This is a genomic window from Streptomyces sp. NBC_01803 (assembly GCF_035917415.1).
Taxonomy (GTDB): Bacteria; Actinomycetota; Actinomycetes; order Streptomycetales; family Streptomycetaceae; genus Streptomyces.
In genome coordinates this window covers 4,257,521-4,277,467 of record NZ_CP109073.1, presented here as the reverse complement: position 1 = coordinate 4,277,467, position 19,947 = coordinate 4,257,521, and the positions used below count along the sequence as shown (strand labels likewise).

At 74.3% G+C, this 19,947-nt stretch carries 15 protein-coding genes and 1 tRNA gene; 8 read left to right on the top strand and 8 right to left on the bottom strand.

The features are described 5' to 3' along the window. Position 1: 1 nt before the first annotated feature. The 6 genes from OIE51_RS19450 (at position 2) to OIE51_RS19425 (ending at position 7,901) form a co-directional block, all read left to right on the top strand. Positions 2-2,173: a tetratricopeptide repeat protein gene (locus OIE51_RS19450; RefSeq protein ID WP_442812063.1), complete on the top strand. Its 2,172-nt coding sequence runs from the start codon at positions 2-4 to the stop codon at positions 2,171-2,173. Next, complete coding sequence (locus OIE51_RS19445; protein ID WP_442811967.1) at positions 2,164-3,567, top strand: protein phosphatase 2C domain-containing protein; 1,404 nt, start codon at positions 2,164-2,166, stop codon at positions 3,565-3,567. Before OIE51_RS19450 ends, OIE51_RS19445 begins: the two co-directional genes overlap by 10 nt. A 60-nt stretch (positions 3,568-3,627) precedes the next feature. After that, on the top strand, positions 3,628-4,974 hold the full coding sequence (locus tag OIE51_RS19440) for a vWA domain-containing protein (protein WP_326600699.1): 1,347 nt from the start codon (positions 3,628-3,630) through the stop codon (positions 4,972-4,974). Positions 4,975-5,003: 29 nt separating this feature from the next. After that, a complete protein-coding gene (locus tag OIE51_RS19435) occupies positions 5,004-5,996 on the top strand; it encodes an FHA domain-containing protein (protein WP_326599016.1) in 993 nt (330 codons plus the stop codon). Between the two features lie 109 nt (positions 5,997-6,105). Beyond that, on the top strand, positions 6,106-6,840 hold the full coding sequence (locus OIE51_RS19430) for an ABC transporter ATP-binding protein (protein ID WP_326599015.1): 735 nt from the start codon (positions 6,106-6,108) through the stop codon (positions 6,838-6,840). Continuing rightward, on the top strand, positions 6,837-7,901 hold the full coding sequence (locus OIE51_RS19425) for an ABC transporter permease (RefSeq protein ID WP_326599014.1): 1,065 nt from the start codon (positions 6,837-6,839) through the stop codon (positions 7,899-7,901). The genes OIE51_RS19430 and OIE51_RS19425 overlap by 4 nt, the downstream gene beginning before the upstream one ends. Before the next feature lie 140 nt (positions 7,902-8,041). Here the strand turns inward: OIE51_RS19425 and OIE51_RS19420 are convergent, their stop codons facing one another. Then, positions 8,042-8,425, bottom strand: coding sequence for a globin (locus OIE51_RS19420; protein ID WP_326599013.1), 384 nt, complete (start codon positions 8,423-8,425; stop codon positions 8,042-8,044). A gap of 136 nt (positions 8,426-8,561) precedes the next feature. Between OIE51_RS19420 and OIE51_RS19415 the strand changes: the two genes are divergently transcribed. Then, on the top strand, positions 8,562-9,650 hold the full coding sequence (locus tag OIE51_RS19415; RefSeq protein WP_326599012.1) for an acyltransferase family protein: 1,089 nt from the start codon (positions 8,562-8,564) through the stop codon (positions 9,648-9,650). Here the strand turns inward: OIE51_RS19415 and solA are convergent. From solA to OIE51_RS19380, 7 genes are all read right to left on the bottom strand, one after another. Further along, positions 9,647-10,813, bottom strand: coding sequence for an N-methyl-L-tryptophan oxidase (gene solA / locus OIE51_RS19410; protein ID WP_326599011.1), 1,167 nt, complete (start codon positions 10,811-10,813; stop codon positions 9,647-9,649). The genes OIE51_RS19415 and solA overlap by 4 nt on opposite strands. 44 nt (positions 10,814-10,857) lie before the next feature. Then, a complete protein-coding gene (locus OIE51_RS19405) occupies positions 10,858-11,514 on the bottom strand; it encodes a hypothetical protein (protein WP_326599010.1) in 657 nt (218 codons plus the stop codon). Beyond that, entirely contained in the window at positions 11,511-11,900 is a 390-nt protein-coding gene (locus tag OIE51_RS19400; protein WP_326599009.1) for an acyl-CoA thioesterase, read from the bottom strand. The genes OIE51_RS19405 and OIE51_RS19400 overlap by 4 nt, the downstream gene beginning before the upstream one ends. A gap of 41 nt (positions 11,901-11,941) precedes the next feature. Beyond that, positions 11,942-13,606, bottom strand: a complete 1,665-nt coding sequence (gene ettA, locus OIE51_RS19395) for an energy-dependent translational throttle protein EttA (RefSeq protein WP_326599008.1) — start codon at positions 13,604-13,606, stop codon at positions 11,942-11,944. Positions 13,607-13,784: 178 nt separating this feature from the next. Then, positions 13,785-15,218 (bottom strand): thioester domain-containing protein, encoded by a 1,434-nt coding sequence (locus tag OIE51_RS19390; RefSeq protein ID WP_326599007.1) that lies wholly within the window; start codon positions 15,216-15,218, stop codon positions 13,785-13,787. 190 nt (positions 15,219-15,408) lie between these two features. Next, positions 15,409-17,166, bottom strand: coding sequence for a GTPase (locus OIE51_RS19385; protein ID WP_326599006.1), 1,758 nt, complete (start codon positions 17,164-17,166; stop codon positions 15,409-15,411). Between the two features lie 76 nt (positions 17,167-17,242). Beyond that, positions 17,243-18,823: a dynamin family protein gene (locus OIE51_RS19380; protein ID WP_326600698.1), complete on the bottom strand. Its 1,581-nt coding sequence runs from the start codon at positions 18,821-18,823 to the stop codon at positions 17,243-17,245. A 296-nt stretch (positions 18,824-19,119) separates the two neighbouring features. Between OIE51_RS19380 and OIE51_RS19375 the strand changes: the two genes are divergently transcribed. Next, positions 19,120-19,192: transfer RNA gene (locus tag OIE51_RS19375), tRNA-Arg, on the top strand. The last annotated feature ends 755 nt before the right edge of the window (positions 19,193-19,947 follow it).

Below are 19,947 nucleotides of genomic sequence, written 5' to 3'. Positions count from 1 at the left end.
GATGCCGGAGGTGCCCCGGCCCGACCCGCTCTCCGCCGTCCTGGAGGACCCGGAGGTCCCCGAGCGCAAGCGGTTCTGCGGCAACAGCGACTGCGGCGCGCCGGTCGGCCGCTCCCGGGGCGGGCGGCCCGGCCGCACCGAGGGCTTCTGCACCAAGTGCGGGCACCCCTACTCGTTCATCCCCAAGCTGGAACCCGGCGACGTGGTCAGGGACCAGTACGAGATCGCGGGCTGCCTGGCCCACGGTGGCCTGGGGTGGATCTATCTCGCCATCGACCGGGCCGTCTCGCACCGCTGGGTGGTGCTCAAGGGCCTGCTGGACACCGGTGACGAGGACGCGATGGCCGCCGCGATCTCCGAGCGCCGCTTCCTGGCCGAGATCGAGCATTCGAGCATCGTCCGCATCTACAACTTCGTCGAGCACCTCGACCGGCGCACCGGCAGCGTCGACGGCTACATCGTGATGGAGTACGTCGGCGGCAAGTCGCTGAAGGAGATCGCCAACGCGCGCCGTGCCCCGGACAGCCGCCGCGACCCGCTGCCGGTCGAGCAGGCGTGCGCGTACGGGATCGAGGCGCTCGACGCGCTCGGCTATCTGCACAGCCGCAACCTGCTGTACTGCGATTTCAAGGTGGACAACGCCATCCAGCAGGACGACCAGCTCAAGCTGATCGACATGGGCGCGGTGCGGCGGATGGACGACCACGAGAGCGCCATCTACGGCACGGTGGGCTATCAGGCGCCCGAGGTCGCCGAGATCGGCCCGTCCGTCGCCTCCGACCTCTACACGGTGGCCCGCACGCTGGCGGTGCTGACGTTCGACTTCCAGGGCTACACCACGGTCTTCGCGGACAGCCTGCCCGAGCCGGAGAACATCGAGGTCTTCCAGCGGTACGAGTCCTTCTACCGCTTCCTGGTGCGGGCCACCGACCCCGATCCGCGCCGCAGGTTCGCCTCGGCGCAGGAGATGGCCGACCAGCTGACCGGCGTGCTGCGGGAGATCGTCGCGATCAGGACCGGGCAGCCGCGGCCCGCGCTGTCGCAGCTCTTCGGGCCGGAGTCCCGCGTGGTGCACACCGAGCTGGTGCCGCCGCCGAGCGGCCCGGTGTCGCGGCTCGGCACCCGGGCGCGGGGGCGGGGCACCGCCGGCGCGGGGGCCGCCGCCGCGCTCGTCGCGACGGTGCCGCCGCCCCGGCCGGCCGCGCCGCCGCTGCCCACCGCGCCGCAGACCGTCGCGCTCGACCTGCGGCAGATCGCCCTGGCGCTGCCCGTGCCGCGCGTGGATCCGGGCGACCCCAACGCCGGCTTCCTGGCGGGCCTGGCGGCCACTTCCCCCGCCGACCTGGTGGTGGCGCTGCGCTCGGCGCCCACGGACTCGGTGGAACGCCGGGTCCGCGAGCTGCGCGCCCATCTGGGGATACCGGGCGAGGAGGCGGAGCGGGCCGGCCGGGAGACGCTGGCCGCGCTGGCCGCCCGCAACGCGAGCGACTGGCGGGTCGTCTGGTACCAGGGGCTGGCCGCGCTGGTCGGCGAGGACTGGGAGCTGGCCGCGCTCTCCTTCGACGCGATCTACGACGCCTTCCCCGGCGAGGTGGCGCCCAAGCTGGCACTCGCCGTGTGCGCCGAGGCGCTGGGGCAGCTCGACAACGCGGCGGACTACTACGAGCTGGTGTGGACGAGCGACCCGGGCCACGTCAGCGCCGGCTTCGGCCTGGCCCGGGTGCGGTTGGCGGCCGGGGACCGGCGGCGGGCGGTCGCGGCCCTGGAGTCGATACCGGAGACGTCCGCCCACTGCACAGCCGCGCGCGTCGCCGCCGTACGCGCCCGGCTGCGGCAGCGGGCGGCCACCGAGGATCTGCTGCCCGACCTGCTCGCCGCCGGACAGCAAGTTGCCAGTTTGCGTCGCGCCGGGCTGGAACCATCACTGGGTGAACAACTGTCCTGTGAAGTGCTGGGTTGCGCGCTGGACTGGGTATTGTCCCAACCTCCCGGACAGTCCCGTCAGCAAACGGAGCACCAGAGCGAGCTCCTGGGTGCCGCGCTGGACGAGACCGGTATCAGACTGGGCCTGGAACGCTCCTACCGGCGCCTGGCCCGGCTGGCGCAAACCAGTAGTGAACGGACCGAACTGGTGGAAGCGGCCAATCGCTTCCGCCCGAGGACATGGGTGTGACGATGCCACAGCTCGATCAACTCTCCGCCTGCCCCGGCTGTGGCGAGCCCCTTGAGGACGACGACCGCTTCTGCGGAGTGTGCGGCAGGGATCTGCGAACGGCCGCCCGCCGCCTCCGGTCCCAGGCGCCCGGCGGGGCGGCGGTGACCGCCCCGCCCCCGCAGACGTACACACCTACCGAGCACGACTTCGCCCTGCCGCCGCCGCTGCCCCCGTTCGAGTCGGAGCACCCGCGGGTCGCCGGGACCGCGCCCGGGGCCGGGCCGCCGGCCGGGGCGGGCGACCGGGCCGGGGAGGGCGACCGGGCCGGGGCGGAGCCCGAGCACCGGCACGCGGCGGAGTCGGCGCCGGAGCCCGAGCCAGAGCCCGAGCCGCGGGCGGCGCCCGCCGCGCCGTACCCGCCCATGCCGACGGCGCCGCCGCGCGTCCCGGCCGCCGATCCGCGCGCGGTCGATCCGCGCGCGCCGCTCGCCGCCGACCAGGCCGCCCCCCGGCCCCTCTGCGCGGTGTGCGGCAATGGCGAAGTCGCCGCGGACGGTTACTGCGTGGAGTGCGGGCGCCCGCAGCCCGGCGAGCGCGACCACGTGGAGCGCGCGCTCAGCGGCGTGGCGGCCGTCAGCGACCTGGGCCTGCGCCACCATCGCAACGAGGACTCGTTCACCGTCTCGGCCACCGCGCTGCCCGACGGCTCCCCCGCCGTCATCGCCGTCGTCTGCGACGGCGTCTCCTCTTCCAGCCGCCCGGACGAGGCGTCGGCGGCGGCGGCGGAGACCGCCGGGGAGTTCCTGCTGGACACGCTGCCGCGCGGCGTGGACAGCCGGCGGGCCATGCACGAGGCGCTGGTCGCCGCGGCGGGCGCCGTCAGCGCGCTGGCCGACCCGGCCGAGCAGGAGCCCGGCCGCAACGCCCCGGCCTGCACCATCGTCAGCGCGATCACGTCCGGCCGCACCCTGACCATCGGCTGGATCGGCGACAGCCGCGCCTACTGGGTGCCCGAGGAGGAAGGCGCGGCGCCCGCCCGCCTCACCCAGGACGACTCGTGGGCGGCACAGATGGTCGCGGCCGGGCTGCTCAGCGAGGCCGAGGCGATGAACGACCACCGGGCGCACGCCATCACCGCCTGGCTCGGCGCCGACGCGCAGGAAGTCGAGCCGCACACCCGCTCGTTCGAGCCGGACCGGCCGGGTGTCGTCATCGTCTGCACCGACGGCCTGTGGAACTACGCGGAGACCGCCGAGGAGATGGCCCGCGTGGTGCCCGCCAAGGCGCGGTCCGCGCCGCTGCCCAGCGCCCGGCACCTGGTGCGGCACGCGCTCGACTCGGGCGGCCACGACAACGTGACGGTGGCGGTCATCCCCTTCCCGGTCGAGGCGGACCGGCCCGGGACGGCCTGACCCGCGGGCGTTCCCCAGGTTCTGTCCGGGCTCGCGACACGGCGTCAGGAGGGCACGGCCATAGCCGACTTCGAGAAGTCGCACACCCCGCGGTTCACCGTGGACGTGTACCAGAACGAGTATCTGCCCCGCGGCGCGCGGGAGGTGCACGCGATCGTCACCGTCACGGCCACCGGGAGCGGTGGCCGGCCGGTGCCCGCCGACGGGTCGCCCCGGGCCGCCGTGGTCCTCATGGTCGACTGCTCGGGCTCGATGAACCGGCCGCCGGACAAGCTGCGTCACGCCCGGCTCGCCACCGAGGCGGCGATCGGCGCGCTGCGCGACGGGGTGGCGTTCGCCGTCGTCGCCGGCACCCACCGGGCGGCCGAGGTCTTCCCCGGCGGCGGCCGGCTCGCCGTCGCGGACGACGCCACCCGCGCCGCCGCGCGGGCGGCGGTACGCGGGCTGACCGCCTCGGGTGGCACCGCCATCGGTGCCTGGCTGCGGCTGGCCGGGCGGCTGTTCGACGCCTCGCCTGCCGCGATCCGGCACGGCGTGCTGCTCACCGACGGCCGGGACGAGCACGAGACACCCGAGCTCCTGCGGGAGGCCCTGGACGCCTGCGCGGGCCGGTTCACCTGTGACGCGCGGGGTGTGGGCACGGACTGGGACGTGACCGAAGTCGCTGGCATCGCCTCCGCGTTGCTCGGCACGGCCGATATCGTCGCCGAACCGGAGGCCCTGGCCGCCGACTTCACCGCGATGATGGCGACCACGATGGGCAAGGAGATCGGCGATGTCGGCCTGCGGCTGTGGACGCCGCGCGGGGCGTCCGTCCGGTACGTCAAACAAGTGGCGCCCACCGTCCAGGACCTGACGGGGCGCCGGAGCGAGTCCCCGCCACACTCCGGCGACTACCCGACCGGCTCCTGGGGCGACGAGACCCGCGACTACCACGTCTGCGTGCTGGTGCCCGACGCCGGCGTCGGCCGGGAGCTGCTGGCCGCCCGCGTCGCGCTCGTCGTCCGGGAGCCCGGCGATCCCGCCGGGCCGCCCGCCGCCACGCTCGGCCACGGCCTGATCCGGGCCGTGTGGACGGACGATCTCGCCGCCGCGACAGCCGTCAATCCGGCGGTCGCCCACTACACCGGCCAAGCCGAACTGGCCCGCGCCATCAGGGAAGGGCTCGACCTGCGCAGGCGCGGCGACACCGCCGGAGCCACCGCCCGCCTCGGCCGCGCGGTGCGCCTGGCGCACGCCTCGGGGAACGAGGCGACGGCGAAACTGCTCGCCAAGGTGGTGGACGTGGAGGATGCCGCGACCGGTACTGTTCGACTGAAGGCTAGAGTCTCCGAGGCCGATGAGATGACCCTGGAGACCAGGTCGACGAAGACGGTCAGAGTGAAGAAGACGAGCGAAGACGAGTGACGCGAGTGACGTGAGGGGGAGGCATCACCATGCCGACTTGCCCGAACGGCCACCAGTCGGTGGCCGAGGACTGGTGCGAGGTGTGCGGGCACCGCATGCTCGCACCCGCCGCCGTCCCTCCGCCACCGGCACCGCCCGGCTACCCCGGCAGCCAGGGCCAGGGACCGCCGCAGCCGCCACCGTACCCGGGCGCCGGCGCACCCGGCGCACCCTCCGGTCACCCCGGCTATCCCGGCCAGGGCGCCCCGGCCACCGCGCCGATGGCGCGGACCGAGCTCTGCCCTCAGTGCCACACCCCGCGCGAGGCGCAGGCGCCGTTCTGCGAGGAGTGCCGGTACAACTTCCTGACCAACTCCCCCACCACGTACATACCGCCTACGCCGCCCGGCCCCCGGCAGCCGGTGTACGGCCAGCAGCCGCAGGCGTCCGCGCCGCCGCGACAGCAGCAGCACCACCCGCAGCACACCGAGCACTCGCTGCACACCCAGGCGCCGCCGCAGCCGAGCGGCGACTGGATGCTGCCGCCGCCGTCCCACCAGCCGCCCCCGCAGTACCAGGCCCCGCCACGGCACCAGGCCCCGCCCGGGTACCCGTCGGCGCCCCAGCCACAGCAGACCGCGGGCTGGCTGGTCACCATCGGACCGGACCCGGCGTACTTCGCGGCGATGATGAGACGCTCGGGCCCCGAGGCGGCCCAGCTCACCCTCCCCGCGTACGCGCCCGAGCAGCGGCTGCCGCTGACCGGACCGCAGGTCACGATCGGCCGCCGCCGCCAGTCCACGGGCGAGGCCCCCGACATCGACCTCGCCCAGGCCCCGGAGGACCCGGGCGTCTCCCACCAGCACGCCGTCCTCGTCCAGCAGCCGGACGGCGGCTGGGCCGTGGTGGACCAGGACTCGACCAACGGCACCACGGTCAACGGCGCCGAGGACCCGATCCAGCCCTTCGTCCCGGTCCCGCTGCACGAGGGCGACCGCGTCCACATCGGCGCCTGGACGACCCTCACCCTCTACCGGGGTTGACGAGCTCGCGCGTGGTTGGCCGCCGGCGGGCCGCGAGAGCGTCCCGGCTCGGGACGGGCACCCGCACCTGCCCGAGTTCCTGAGGTCCGGGGGCCCTAACATCACCCGGGTGAGTGACACAGGAGCCGCGATCGCGGTCGAGGGACTGCGGAAGCGGTACGGGGATGTCCAGGCCGTGGACGGGGTGACGTTCGAGGTGGGCCGGGGCGAGTTCTACGGCATCCTCGGCCCCAACGGCGCCGGGAAGACCACGACGCTGGAGCTGGTCGAGGGGCTGCGCGAGCCCGACGAGGGCAGTGCGCGGCTGCTCGGCCACCCCTCCTGGCCACGCGATCCGCGCCTGCTGCGCCGGATCGGGGTGCAGCTCCAGGCGTCGGCGTTCTTCGACAAGCTCACGGCCCGCGAGCAGATCCGTACCTTCGCCGCGCTCTACGGCGTCCCGGCCGGGCGGGCCGACGCCATGCTCGCGACGGTCGGGCTCGCGGACAAGGCCGGCGTCCGTGACGACAAGCTCTCCGGCGGTCAGGCCCAGCGGCTGTCCATCGCCTGCGCCCTGGTCCACGACCCGGAGCTGGTCTTCCTGGACGAGCCGACCACCGGCCTCGACCCGCAGGCCCGGCGCAACCTCTGGGACCTGTTGCGGGAGATCAACGCGGCCGGCCGCACGGTGGTCCTCACCACGCACTACCTGGACGAGGCCGAGCTGCTGTGCGACCGGGTCGCCATCATGGACGCCGGCCGTGTCCTGCGGGTGGGCGCCCCCGCCGAGCTGATCGGCGAGCTGGGCGTGGCCACCCTGGAGGACGTCTTCCTCCGGCTCACCGGACGGGAGTACCGCGGATGAGCGCGTTCACCAGCCTGTCCCGGGCGATGGCCCTCGGCCTGATACGGGACCGCTCGGCGGTCTTCTTCATGCTGATCTTCCCGCTGATGTTCCTCGCGCTCTTCGGGGCGCTGCTCCAGGACGACGGGGTGTCCCGCTCCACGGTGATCCAGGTGGGCGACGTGAGCGTCCTGGACGACATGCCGGACGAGCGGCTCACCGAGTTGTCCGACGCGCTGACGATCCAGCGGACCGGCGCCCTCGGCCCGGCTCTGGAGGACGTGCGCGCCGGGGACGCGGACGCGGTGCTGTGGGAGGAGGCCGGGCGGCTGCAGCTGCGGTACTCGGCCGCCGACCCGGCCCGCGCGGGCACGGTGGTCGGCCTGCTGGAGTCGATCGTGCAGACTGCCAACGTGGCGGCCACCGGGCAGCCGCCGGCGTTCGAGCTGACCACCGGGCAGGTCGAGGACGAGTCCATCAAGCCCATCCAGCACCTCACCCCGGGACTGCTGGGCTGGGCGGTCGCGACGGGCGCCTCGTTCATGTCGGCCTTCACGCTGGTGAACTGGCGCAAGAAGCGCATCCTGCGGCGGCTGTGGCTGGCGCCGGTCAGCCCGGTCACGGTGATCGGGGCCCGGGTCGGGGTGAGCCTGGGCCTGGCCTTCGCGCAGACGGCGATCTTCCTGGCCGTCGCCACCATCCCGTTCTACGGGCTGCGGCTGGCCGGCTCCTGGTGGCTGACGCTGCCGCTGGTCGCCTGCGGCGCGCTCGCCTTCATGTCGATCGGCCTGCTGGTCGGCGCCTGGGCCAAGACCGAGGAGGCGGCCAACGGCGCGGTGCAGGTGGTCATCCTGCCGATGGCGTTCCTGTCCGGCTCCTTCTTCCCGACCGACGACATGCCCGGCTGGCTGCGGACGGTGTCCGACGCGCTGCCCCTGAAGTACCTCAACGAGGCGATCCAGGACGTGCTGACCCGCGGCGAGGGCTGGGGCGCGGCGCTGCCGACGGCCGGCGGGCTGCTGCTGTTCACCGCCGTCCTGACGGCGATCGCGGCCCGGATCTTCCGGTGGGACGACGCCTGAGGCCGGGGGCCGGGGCGCCGCGGGACCGGGGCGCCGCGGGACCGGGGCGCCGCGGGGCCGGGTCGCCGGGAGCCGGGGCGCCGGGAGCCGGGGCGCCGGGAGCCGGGGCGCCGGGGCGCCGGGTCGCCGGGTCGCCGGGCTCAGTCCGGGGTGTTGATCATCGAGCCGGCCGCATAGACCAGGTAGGCCCAGAGCCGCTGTTCGTACTCGGGCGTCAGGCCCAGCGAATCCACGGCGTCGCGCATGTGCCGCAGCCAGGCGTCGTGGGCCGCCTGGTTCACCGCGAAGGGCGCGTGCCGCATCCGCAGCCGGGGGTGTCCGCGACCGTCGCTGTAGGTGCGCGGCCCGCCCCAGTACTGCATGAGGAAGAGCGTCAGCCGCTCCTCGGCGGGGCCGAGATCCTCCTCGGGGTACATCGGCCGCAACACCGGGTCCGCCGCGACTCCCTCGTAGAAGCGGCGGACGAGCTTGCGGAACGTCTCCTCGCCCCCGACCTGCTCATAGAACGTCTGCTGGTCCGTCACCCCTCCATGGTCGCAGATCCCCGACACGCCCAATCGTTATCGATCGTTCACCCCTGCGGGGCATCCCACCCTCCGGGTCACGTGTCTAATTCATGTGAAAGGACGACCGCGCAGCCCCTCGCGCCACCGGAAAACCATGACGAAGAGCCGCGATCCGCACTGGGACAACTTGCGGTACATTTCCGGCACTCTGGTGATTTTCGGGCATCTGACCGATACGGTCATGGACCGTGACGGTCTCCGCTGGCTCCAAATAGCCACCTGGGCGCTGCGCGTCCCCGTCTTCGTCATGGTCGCGGGCTACTTCAGCCGGGCCGACGCGCTCACCGCCCGCGAGGCCAGACGGCTCACCGAGTCGATCCTCGTCCCCTATCTGGCCATCGGCTTCCTGCACACCCTGGAACAGCGGTACTTCTGGGGCGACTGGACCTTCCAGATCGCCCAGCCGCCGTGGGCGATGTGGTTCCTGCTGTCGCTGCTCTTCTGGCGCATGGGGCTGCCGTACCTGGCCCAGCTCCGCCACCCGCTGACCACCTCCGTCGTCGCCGCGCTGGCCGTCGGCTACCTCGCGGACTTCGGCGACTTCCTGTCGCTGTCCAGGACGGTCTGCTTCCTGCCGTTCTTCCTGCTCGGCTGGAAGCTCCGGCAGGGCCTGTTCGCCGAGGCGCTGCGCGCCGAGTGGAGCCGCTGGGCCGCCCTCGCGGTGATCGGCGTCACCTGCGTGACCGCGTGGTTCGTCCGGTCGGACGTGCAGTTCAGCTGGCTGCGCATGAGCAAGCCCTACGACCGCTCCTACGAGCTGCCCATCCTGTGGGACTGGGTGATCCGCGGCGGCGTGCTGTTCCTCGGCACGGTCATCGCGCTCGCCTTCGTCCGGCTGGTGCCGCGCCGGAAGCTGCCGCTGATCACCTACCTCGGCGCGGGCGGCCTCTACATCTACCTGCTGCACCCGCTGGTGCTGCGCCCGGTGCTGCGCTGGTGGGGCCTCGACTGGGTCGGCCCCTGGTACGAGCAGGCGCTGATGCCGCTGTTCGCCATCGCGCTCTCCCTCGTGCTGGGCTCGGCCCCGGCGCGCCGGCTCGCCCGGCCGTTCGTCCAGCCCCGGCTGCCCTGGCTCTTCCGCGACGAGCCCCCGAGGCCCGACCGCGCCGAGGCCACGACCGGCACCGGGGCCGAGCCGACGGTCCCCGGACAACGGAAGACCCCGGCCCCCACGCGGAGCTAGCCGGCCCGCCTCGCCCCGGCGAACCGGTGTGGGTGGAAGAGCCCGATGGGGTGCGCGGTGGCGCCGGTCAGGGCCAGGTCGGCGAGGATCTCGCCGACCACCGGCACGAACTTGAATCCGTGCCCGGAGAACCCGCAGGCCACCGTCACCGCCCCCGCGTGCGCCGGGTGCGGGGCGATCACGAAGTGCTCGTCGGGGGTGCGGGTGTACACGCAGGTCGTCGCGCGCAGCAGGCGCCCGGGGAGGGTCGGTACCCGGGGCGCCGCGCACGCCGCCAGGGCCGCCGTCTCCGCCGGGCGCACCGCGCGGTCGACGGTCTCCGGCGCGCACTCCTCGCCGTCGCCGTGCAGCGCGACCTTCACTCCCCCGTGCGGTCCGTCGATCGCCGGGAAACCGTAGAGCGCGGCGCCCTCCTCGCGCTCCCAGAGCCAGACCGGGTGGCGCTCGGGCGCGTAGGGCGCGAGCCCGCCGGCCGGCTGGAACCAGAACATGACCTGCCGCCGCACGGTGAACGGCACGTCCAGGTCGGCCAGCTGCTCCGCCGCCCAGGCGCCGGGGCAGACCACCAGGTGGCCCGCCTCGTACCGGCCGGCCGCCGTGCGCACGCGGACGCCCGCCCCGCCGGGCAGCACCTCCCAGCGGAGCACCGGCTCGCCGAACCGCAGCTCGGCCCCGGCCGCCGCGGCGAGTCGCAGCTGCGCGGCGACGGTGGCCTCGGGCCGGACCAGACCCGCCTTGTCCTCGTAGAGCGCGACCTCGTCGTCCCGGGGATCCAGGGTCGGGAAACGCCGCCGCAGCTCGGCCGCGTCCAGCAGCTCGTGCGGCAGGTCCCACAGCCGGGCGGCGTGCAGGCCGCCGGTGACGACCTGGCCGTCCCGACGGCCGATCATCAGCCCGCCGCACAGCATGGACAGCTCGCGCCCCGACTCCCGCTCCAGCCGCTCGAACAGCTCGTAGGAGCGCAGCAGCAGGGGAACGTACCCGGTGCCCTCGAAGTACGCCTGCCGGATGATGCGGGAGCCGCCGTGGCTGGACCCCTGGTCGTGGGCGGGGCCGGACCGCTCCAGCCCGAGCACCCGAGCGCCGCGCGCGGCCAGGTGGTCCGCGGCGGCGCTGCCCATGCCGCCGAGGCCCAGCACGATGACGTCGTAGGTGGAAGCCATGAGTGAGATGGTCCTCCGTCGCCGGGACCGGTTCGCGGCGGGGTCTACAGCGGCGTCACGGACAGCCCCGGCGGGGCGGCCCGGCGGACCGCTATCGACCCCATGCCGGTGCGCAGCCGCAGCCAGGAGCCGCCGCTGACCACCCGCGCCGGCGCTCCCGGCGGCAGAAAGCCGAGGGCGTGGGCGGCGTGCACGGCGCGCAGCGGCAGGGGGGTGCCCGGCAGCGTCCGGGACCACAGCTCGTCGGCGAGGGCGTCCAGCGCGGCGCGGGTGCGGTCACCGGGCGCGAGCCGTTCGGTGCGTTCCTTGAACTCGGCGACGACGGACACGGCCGCCGACCGCACCACCTCGTCGCCGACCTCGGCCAGCGGGCGCCAGCCGCCGCGCGGCGGCAGCAGCCCGGCCCACGGCGGGCCGGTGACGGCGGCGGGCACGGCGACGCTCCCGGCCGCCTCGTCGACGGCTTCCAGCAGCTCGCCGGCCGAGACGGTGACGTCGAGGCCGACGGGCTCGCGCAGCCGGGCGGAGCGGACGGCCAGCACGTCGAAACGGGCCGGCCGGGTGAACACGGCGACCACCTCGCCGTCCGCCCGGAGGCGGGCGGCGGCTGTGCGGTCCCAGCGGAGCTGGCGGCCGAGGAACGCCGCGAGCCGCGCCGCCTCGCCCTCGTCGGCGAAGAACAGCTCCTGGTGGCCGGTCATCCGAGGGGTACGCCCCCCGCCTCGTCGTCCCGGTACTTCTCCAGGAACGTTTTCTCCTCCGCGCTCAGCCGGCGCGGGCGGCCGTGCGCGAGGTCGAAGGGGACGATCACGGTCCGGGCGCGGGCGTAGATCGTCTCCCCGTCCTTCACCTCATAGCCCACGGTGACCGAGGCGTTGCCCAGCTCGGTCACCCAGGTCTCGATGAGCACGGGCTCGTGCCGGTGGAGGAGCGGCTTGAGGTAGTCGATCTCGTGCCGGGCCACCACCGAGCCGCCGGTGAACGCGGTGGACGCGGCCTGCCGCGCCAGCCGGAACATGAAGTCGATCCGGGCCTCCTCCAGATAGCGCAGGAAGGAGACGTTGTTGACATGCCCGAAGGAGTCCATGTCCGACCAGCGGAGCGGGCACTGAAACGCGTGGCGCACGGTCAGCCCCGGGTCAGCTTCTTGTGCGAGGCCCGGTGCGGGCGCGCGGCCTCCGGCCCGAGGCGCTCGATCTTGTTCTTCTCGTACGACTCGTAGTTCCCCTCGAACCAGAACCACTTGGACTCGCCCTCGTACGCCAGGATGTGCGTGGCGACGCGGTCGAGGAACCACCGGTCGTGGGAGACGACGACCGCGCAGCCGGGGAACTCCAGCAGCGCGTTCTCCAGCGAGGAGAGCGTCTCCACGTCGAGGTCGTTGGTGGGCTCGTCCAGGAGCAGCAGGTTGCCGCCCTGCTTGAGGGTGAGCGCGAGGTTGAGCCGGTTGCGCTCGCCGCCGGACAGGATGCCGGCCGGTTTCTGCTGGTCGGGGCCCTTGAAGCCGAAGGCGCTGACGTAGGCGCGGGACGGCATCTCGACCTGGCCGACGTTGATGTAGTCGAGGCCGTCGGAGACGACCTCCCACAGCGTCTTCTTGGCGTCGATGTTGGCCCGGCTCTGGTCGACGTAGGAGATCTGCACGGTGTCGCCGACCCGGACCGAGCCGGAGTCGACCGGCTCCAGGCCGAGGATCATCTTGAACAGCGTGGTCTTGCCCGCGCCGTTGGGGCCGATGACGCCGACGATGCCGTTGCGCGGCAGCGTGAAGGACAGGCCGTCGACGAGGACCTTCTCGCCGAACGCCTTCCCCAGCCGGTCGGCCTCGACCACGATGTTGCCCAGGCGCGGGCCCGGCGGGATCTGGATCTCCTCGAAGTCGAGCTTCCGGGTCTTCTCCGCCTCCGCGGCCATCTCCTCGTACCGGGCGAGGCGGGCGCGGGACTTGGCCTGGCGGCCCTTGGCGTTGGAGCGGACCCACTCCAGCTCTTCCTTGAGCCGCTTGGCGCGCTTGGCGTCCTTCTGGCCCTCGACCTTCAGGCGGGACTGCTTGGTCTCCAGGTACCTCGAGTAGTTCCCCTCGTAGGCGAAGGCCCGGCCGCGGTCGAGCTCCAGGATCCACTCGGCCACGTTGTCCAGGAAGTACCGGTCGTGCGTGATGGCGACGACGGTGCCGGGGTACTTCGCGAGGTGCTGCTCCAGCCACTGGACGGACTCGGCGTCGAGGTGGTTGGTGGGCTCGTCCAGGAGCAGCAGGTCGGGCTGCTCCAGCAGGAGCTTGCACAGCGCCACGCGGCGCTTCTCGCCCCCGGAGAGGGTGGTCACGGGCCAGTCGCCGGGCGGGCAGCCGAGGGCGTCCATGGCCTGTTCGAGCTGGGCGTCGAGGTCCCAGGCGCCCGCGTGGTCGAGCTGCTCCTGGAGGGTGCCCATCTCCTCCATCAGCGCGTCGGTGTAGTCGGTCGCCATCTGCTCGGCGATCTCGTTGAACCGGTCGAGCTTGGCCTTGGTCTCGGCCACGCCGTCCTGCACGTTCTGCAGGACGGTCTTGGACTCGTCGAGCGGGGGCTCCTGGAGCAGGATGCCGACGCTGTAGCCGGGGGTGAGGAAGGCGTCGCCGTTGGAGGGCTGTTCCAGCCCCGCCATGATCTTCAGAACGGTCGACTTGCCGGCGCCGTTGGGGCCGACCACACCGATCTTGGCCCCTGGCAGGAAACTCAACGTCACGTCGTCGAGGATCACCTTGTCGCCGTGCGCCTTGCGCGTCTTGCGCATGGTGTAGATGTACTCAGCCAAGAGAAACCGTCCGGCAGGGTTCGTCAGTGGGCATACCGCAGATACCTCCATCCTGCCGCATGTTCCGGCCACGGCGGAAACCGGCGGCCTGGCCCGACACGAAGGGGCGGGCCCGACCGGGCCCGCCCCTGGTGTCCGGGTGAGACGGCTCACGCCGCCGCTCACCGTCCGCCGGGTGTCACTCCTGCGATCCGGCGCCCGCCGCGGCGGTCCGGCGGCGGATGAAGAAGACCGCGCCGCCGCCGACGGCCAGCAGCGCGACGGCGATGCCGACGATCAGGCCGGGGTTGGTGCCGCTGCCGGTCGCGGCCAGGTCGGTCGAGTCGCCGGGGGTGTCCGCGCCGCCCGCGCCGCCGGTGGAGGCGGGGGCGGGCTCGTTGCCGGTGCCGTCGTCGGTGGCGGCGCAGTCGAGGACGTCGCTGAACTCCCAGTCCGCCTCGCCCTCGACCGGGTTGTCGATCACGATGTCGTACGCCTGTCCGTCGGCGACCGGCACGAGCACGGACTCGCTGCCGTCGGCCGCGACCTCGACGGTCTCGCCCGCGAGCTCGAACGCGAAGGGCTCGTCACCGTTGTTGGTGACGGTGACCTCGACGCCGCCCTCGGCGCAGACCTCCTCGGCGGTGATCGACGGGGACGGCTGTCCCGGCGCGGCCCAGGAGACCGAGGCGCCGACGGGGATGGACGCCAGGGAGGTGTCCGCCAGGATCATGGTCTGGGTCGGGTGCTCGGCGTCGGTGCCGGTGAAGGCGCGGCCGACGGGCACCTCGGCGCTGGCGGTGGCGGTCAGCGAGGCGCTGCCGTCCGTCGCGTCCTCGGGGACCGAGAAGTACAGCTCGGTGCCGTCGGCGACGGGCTGGTCCTCGGCGATCAGCTCACCGTTGGCGTCGACGACGGTGACGCCCTGCTCGACGGCGCTCAGGTCGGGGGTGACCACGACGGCGTCCGCGGTGGTGGTCACGGTCACCGGGCCGATCACCTGGCCAGGCTGCCCGGACACCTGCGGCGGGGTCAGCTCCAGCGACACCTCGGGCTCGGCGAGGTCCTGGGCCTGCCCGAGCAGCCACTCGCTCAGCGCCCGCGCCTCCGCGTCGTGCGGCACGGCGGTGACCTCGTCGGAGAGCTGCCAGATCGCCGCCTGCGTGCCGGCCGCGGCGTCCTCCTCGGTCAGGTCCCCGGTGATCCCGGCCGTGCCGGCCAGGGCGTGGACGTCGACCGTGGGGTAGGAGTTCTGGAGGATCCAGTGGATCTTCCCGGCGTCCTCGTCGCCGGACAGGGTGGAGGAGGCCCAGTCGGTCTCCTCGTACACCGCGTCCGGCTGGGTGTGGGTGTTGTAGTCGATGCAGTACGTCAGGAACGTGCCCGCGCCGCCGGGGGCCGTCAGACGGAACAGACCGCCGTTGACCTCCTCGTCCTCACCGCCGTCCGGGAAGGAGACGGTGACCTCCCCGAACACCTCCAGCCCCTCCAGGGTGGCGGTGGCGCCGCCGCCCACCGGCACCTCGTCGGCCGCCGCCGACCCGGCGGTCGCGATCGTCCCGGCCGCGAACAGCCCGGCGGCGAGTGCGGTGGCCGCGAGGCGGGGAGCTGTGCGCCCGCGCACAAGCATCATGTGTGGTCCCTCCACGAACTCACGGGCGCGAGGCCGTATTTCCGGGCCCCACGCTCATTCTGACGTCCCATGTGCAGGCAGGATCGTAGAGAGGGGGTCAGCCAATATGCCCAGTCACCCCATGACTTACACATCTCCGTAAGCAATCGTTATCTGCCCGGCCGTCGGTTCGTCCGGCCAAGTCGGCAGATCACCGGATGACGGTGGGGGCCAAGGTGGGGGACAACTCCGTGCCGCCGGTCGGCGAGGCGGCGATGACGTACCGCTCGCGGACCTCCCGGTAGCGCATCAGCTCGGACGCCACCGGCTCCAGGACCTGGCTGCGCCCGCGGTCGGCCGCCAGCCGCCGCAGCCGCCACTCCTCCTGCTGTCCCCAGGCGCGGGCCGGGCCCCGCGCGGCGATCCGGCAGGCCCAGGCCAGCAGCGGGCCGCCGACCGAGCCGCCGAACAGCAGCGTGAACGGCAACCAGCGGCCCACCACCGGCTGGCTCGCCACGGCGGTCACCAGCCAGCACAGGCCGAGGAACTGAGTGGCCAGCAGCACCGCCTGCCCGATCGCCGCCACCGACCACCAGCGGGGGCGGGGCGCCCGGCCGCGCTGTCCCGGCCGGCCGGCCGCCTGCTCCTCCAGGCCGCTCTCCAGGGCCTGCGGCAGGCCCTCCGCGCCCTGCCAGGCCGCGTCGCGCACGGTGGCGGCCCACGGCTCGGGCAGCCCCTCGGTGGCGTCCTCGGTGAGCTGCCGCACGGCCTGCTCGACGGCCGCCCGCGCCACCACCGGGGGGCTGGCGGTGCGGGTCCGCTTGGCGGCCAGCGCGGGCGGCTCGCCCCGGCGCTCGGCGTGGTGGTGCGCCAGGCGGCGCAGGAGCTGCGCCCACGGCGTGCCGCAGGCGCGGTCGGCGCGGCGCAGCCAGCCGCGCTCGGCGGCCTGGCCGGCGGCCGGGGCGCCGATGGCGGCGGCGAGCCGGTCCTCGAACTCCTCACGGGTCCGCGCGGTCAGCCCGGCCGGGGCCTCGGCGGCGTCAGCGATGTAGACCGGGGCGAGGCGGCGGGCGACGCCGTCCACGTCGGCCGCCAGCCGCCGTCCGGGGGCCGTCCGGCCGGCCACCAGCTCGCCCACGGCCTGCCGCAGCTCGGCCACGCCGTCACCGGTGAGCGCGGAGACGGCGAGCACCCCGGCGCCCGGCTCGCCGTGCTCGCCGAGCGCGACGCCGCGCTCGTCCAGCAGCCGCCGCAGGTCGTCCAGGACGGCGTCCACCGCGTCGCCGGGCAGCCGGTCGGCCTGGTTGAGCACGATCAGGGAGACGTCGGCGTGACCGGCGAACGCGCGCAGGTACCGCTCGTGCAGCACCGCGTCCGCGTACTTCTCCGGATCGACCACCCAGATGACGGCGTCCACCAGCGAGAGCAGCCGGTCCACCTGGTCGCGGTGGGCGGTGTCCACGGAGTCGTGGTCGGGCAGGTCGAGCAGGACCAGGCCGCGCAGCCCGGTGTCCACCACGTGGGCGCGGCGGCGGGCGCGGGCCGGGACGGCGAGCCGTTCGAGCAGGCTCTCGGCGCTCTGCCCGGTGCCCGCGTCCCAGGTGCAGGAGACGGCGGTGGCGGTGGTGGGGCGGCGCACCCCGGTCTCGGAGAGCTGGGCGCCGGCCAGGGCGTTGAACAGCGTCGACTTCCCGCTGCCGGTGGCGCCGGCGATGGCGACGGCCGTGTAGGAGTCCGGCAGCCGCTCGCGGGCCGCCACGTCGTCCAGGACCCGGCCGGCCTCGGCGAGGACCTGTTCGTCGAGGCGGGTGCGGGAGAGCCCGACCAGCTCCCGCAGCGCGCCGAGCCGGACGCGCAGGGCGCCGTGCCTCCCGTCCGGTGCCCCGGTCCGTGCCCGGTCCTGCGTCCCTTCCTGTGTCCCGGTCGGTGTCCCGTCCTGTGTCCCGGTCGGTGTCTCGGTGTAGGCCATGGTGAGATCTCCGGTCGCTGTGGCGGTCGTGGGGAATACGGCGCCGGGGCGTACGGCGCGGGGGCGTACGGCTGCGTCATGCGGCGGTACGGGGCTGCCGGGCCTGGACGGCGGACAGCGCGGCGACCAGCTCGACCTGCGGCTCCGCGGTGATGCCGAGGTCGTGCAGCGGGGCGCCCCGGCGTTCGCGCTCACCGGTGAGCACCCGCTCCACGCAGGCGCGCACCTGCCGGGCGCCCTGGTCGCGCAGCTTGACGGCCGCGCGCGGGCCGAGCACGCCGGCCAGCGCCTGCTGCGCGACGTTGCCGGTGCGTCCGCCGAGCAGCGCGGCGGCCAGCAGCGCCGCGGTCTCGGCGTCCTCGCCCGGCTCGCCGCGCGCCCCGACGGCCGCCCTGGCCTCCTCGGTCAGCTCCTCCAGGCAGCGCCGCAGCCGGCGCACGAGCAGGCCGACACGCTCGCGGATCGCCTCGCTCCCGTCGTCGCCGCCCCCGGGCGCGCCCGGCTCGCGCCGCCAGGCGGCGGAGACGCGCTCGTCGGCGGCGGAGACCGCCTCGACCAGCAGCCCGGTGAGACCGCCGGTCAGCGAGTCGAGGAGCTCCTCGGCGCTGGCGTCCTCCGGGAAGGCCAGCCAGTGGGCGCGGGCCTGCCCGGTCAGCAGCCCGCCGCCGGACAGGCAGGCGCGCACCCGTCGGTCGGCCTCGGCATAGGCGTCGGTGAGCCGCTGGTCGAGGCGGACGGCGGCGGCGTACTGGGCGGCGCCGGCCGAGGCGAGGGCGGCGATCCGGCCGCGCAGCGAGCCGAGGGCGCCGGTCGCGGTGCGGGCGGCGGCGGTGGCGCGGATGGCGGGGTCCTGGGCGCGGCGGCCGAGCCACTCGCGCAGGCCGGCGACGGCGGTGGCCGGCAGCAGCCCGGAGCCGCCGCCGGCCGACTCGGGCAGCTCGGGCACGGTGAAGCGGGGGATGTCGCCGAGGCCGGCGCGGTCCAGCATGCTGTCGTAGTGCCGGGAGACCTCGGCCGCGATCTGGTGCGGCACCCGGTCCAGGACGGTGGCGAGGGTGACGTCGTACTCGCGGGCGCTGCGCAGCAGGTGCCAGGGGACCGCGTCGGCGTACCGGGACGCGGTCGTGACGAGGACCCAGATGTCGGCGGCGCAGATGAGGTCGGCGGCGAGGTCGCGGTTGGCGGCGACCAGGGAGTCGATGTCGGGGGCGTCGAGGAGGGCGAGCCCGGCGGGCAGGGCGCGGCTGGTGACCAGGGCGAGCGCGAGCGGCCCCTCGGCCTCCTGGCGGGGGCCGACGACGCGGCCGAGCTGCGGGAGCACGCGGCGGCCGGAGAACCAGTGCTGGTCGTGGGGGTGGCAGACGAGCACCGGTGTCCTGGTGGTGGGCCGCAGCACCCCGGCCTCGGTGACGTGGGAGCCGACCAGCGAGTTCACCAGCGTGGACTTCCCCGCGCCGGTGGAGCCGCCGACGACGGCGAGCAGCGGCGCCTCGGGGTGGCGCAGCCGGGGCAGCAGGTAGCCGTCGAGCTGGGCGAGCAGCTCGGCGCGCGACCGCCGTGCCCGCTCGGCGCCGGGCAGCTCCAGCGGGAAGCGCGCGGCAGCGAGCCGCTTGCGCAGTTCGGTCAGCGCGTCCAGCAGTTCGGGCCGTGCGTGCAAGATCGCCACATGCGCAGAATGCCTAATTTCAATCCATTTCCCTAGCATTTCCGCCCGAACGCGCCCCAAAGCGGGCGGGCGGCGGCATGCCCGCGGGATAACGAGTACGCAACACCCCTGGCCCGACGGGCCAAAAACGCTGCGCTCCTCGCACTCGCCTGCGATTATCAGGGCTGCTTCACTGGATCTCCACACGAGGGTGTTGCCGTGAAGCAACCGGGACGATCCCCTTGAAGCCCTATCCTGTGCGCGGCGAGGTCACCAGGGGGCACCGTCCCACGCCATGACCGAGACCGGCCCCCGTAGCTCAGTGGATAGAGCAGGCGCCTTCTAAGCGCTTGGCCGCAGGTTCGAGTCCTGCCGGGGGCACGCCCACACTTTGCGTATTCGCACAGGCGAGCGGCGCCCGTCCGGCCTTTCCGCAGGTCTGCCCGGTTGCGGGGCCGGGGCGCGGCCCGCTCCCAACCTCCTTGCCAACGACCGGAGTTCGCGCGGGTGAGCGTCGCCGGGGCCAAGCCGACCGCCCTCTGTCACCCGTGGGGTTGATCTCATCGCGCCGTTCCGCGCCCGGCGCGGCCGTCACGTTCCGCGATGGCCGCTGCTCATCGCGGCTCCGTCCGGGCCCGGAATAGCGCGTCGGGGCCGCCGCGGTGGCCCGGACGGCCCGTTTCGCCCTCCACCGTCTTCACGCCCCGCACCCGAACCAGCACGCGCTCACCGCTGTGCGGGTGATTCCGTGTTTCCCGGGTTTCCGGGGTTTCCGGGACTCCCGGGCGGAGAGCGCCGCCACGCGGACCCGCCTCCGGCCGGGGGTCGGTCCCGGCCGGGGGCGGACGGCGGGGGCGGACGGCGGGGGGCGGGGCCGCCCGCGGTCAGGAGGCCGCGGCGGCGTCCCACAGGTCGTGGTGGCGTCGCCGCCCGCGGCGGCGGTGCGCGGCTGGAGCCCGCCGCCCGGGTGGGAGCCCTGCTCCGGCATGCCCTCCCGGCCCGCGGCGCGCGGCGGCGGGCCGTGGACGAAGGAGTAAGGAGTAAGGAGCGAGGAGGAGCAGATCCGCCTCGCCGGCACCGAGTCGGAGGCCCGGCGCCCAGACGGAGCGGTTCCGTGCCCGCGATATCCGCGAGGA